Here is a 1659-nt window from a genome sequence, read left to right as displayed (position 1 = left end):
CGGGTCAACCCCCGCGTCGTCAAACGCGCGATCTCCACGTTCGTCGCCACAGGCACCCGCGTCCGAGCCCCCAGCTACAAGGCCACCATCAACATCGACATCCTCGTACCCCAAGACCCTTGACAACCAGCCCTGCCGCCTAACCAAGCGGCTTTGGGGTCAGCCGCACGGTCGTCACATACGCCACCGCCACCGCCACGATGACCAACGGCATGGTGGCCAGGCCATCGGTCAGCAGCAGCAGGGTGGCCATCAGGACCGAGGTCATCGGAAGCTTGAGCATCGCCGCGCTCATCGCCCCGATGCCCATGGCCGCACCCGCCACCAGCGGCAGGCCGGGCAGGTGAGACATGGCGATGCCGCCCACCGCGCCCAGGAACATCGCCGGGAAGACGGGTCCGCCCCGAAAGCTGCTCAACGACGCGCCGTAGGCGAGGCCCTTGCAGACCAGGAGCAGCAGCAGCGCTCCCAGCGAGTAGCCCGCGCCGTGGGCGATGAGCGGTCCCAGCGCGTCCTGCCCCGAGAACAGCACCTCGGCGGTGTCCCGCCCGCTGCCCTGCGCATACGCGATCGCCAGACCTGCGATGATCAGGCCCACCAGCGGGGTCGCCCACAGCAGGCGCCGTTCCACCGGGGACCGCATCCGCAGGCCGAGCAGTCGGATGGCCGATCCGATCAGAGCTGCGGCGACCCCGATGACCAGTGCCCACCCGAATTCGGCGACGTTCGGTTGGCCGACCGGGGGAAGGTTGGGAATCGCCAGTGAGAAGGTTCCGAAGCCGGTCCAGGAACCCAGGCCAATGAAGATCAGGCTGCCGATCCCGGCGGCGAGCAGACCGGGCAGCAGTACCAGCTCGAGCGTCGCTCCGGCCAGCCCCACCGCTTCCATCAGCAGGAAGGCCGCGATCAGCGGCGAGCCCAACAGGGTGCTGATGGCCGCGAAGCCGCCGGCCGCGGCCAGCACCGCGCTGACTCGTGCGGGCGGGTCGCGTCTGGCCAGCCGCACCGCATACGCTGCCAGGCCGCCACCGATCGCGATGAGCGGCGCTTCAGGCCCGAGCACCGCGCCGAAGCACAGGGTCGCCAGCGCGGCGATCGCGATGCCCGGCAGTTCAGCGGGTGCGGGTGCGCCATGTGCGCTGAATCCGTCGGCTGGTGACGCACCGCCCGTTCCGGGCAGGTATCGGATGGCAAGCGCGACCAGGATGCCCGCCACCGCGAGCGTGGGTACCGGCCACCACAGTGGCTGCGCACGAAAGCCCAGCGTGACAGGAAGGTCCGTGAAGATCCACTCCTGGGTGGTGGAGACCAGTTTGAGGAAGCCGTAGGCCACGGCCGAGATCGGTATGCCGAGGATCCCGGCGAGAGCGAGCAATCCGAGGTAACGGGGGTCCCGCAGCGGGGCCAGCGGATCGTTCGCCGGCGGGTCGGTCGGGGTCGTCTGCTTGTGAACGCTGACCTTCTGGTCGGACTTGACCTTCTGGTCGGAGCTGTCGCGCCGCACGGTCGTCATCGTCGACCATCTCCGGACTGCCGGCCGCGCGCGGCTTGAGGGGAGCGGCGGCAGGGACCCCTGGTGCGTCAACGGCGAGTGACCAGACCACACCCGATGGCTTGTTCCCTGGACCGCTCCCCGACAACCGCGGACCGGCGGACCGG

1 protein-coding gene is annotated in these 1659 nt (G+C 69.7%); it reads right to left on the bottom strand.

The genetic code is table 11. The features are described from left to right. Window positions 1–139: 139 nt before the first annotated feature. A complete protein-coding gene (locus tag U9980_RS12965; RefSeq protein ID WP_322768136.1) occupies window positions 140–1513 on the bottom strand; it encodes a chloride channel protein in 1374 nt (457 codons plus the stop codon). Between the last annotated feature and the right edge of the window lie 146 nt (window positions 1514–1659).

The organism is Protofrankia sp. Cr1 (assembly GCF_963555865.1).
GTDB lineage: Bacteria > Actinomycetota > Actinomycetes > Frankiales > Frankiaceae > Protofrankia.
The sequence above is the reverse complement of the archived record's forward strand: the minus strand, read 5'-3'. Positions and strand labels throughout refer to the sequence as shown.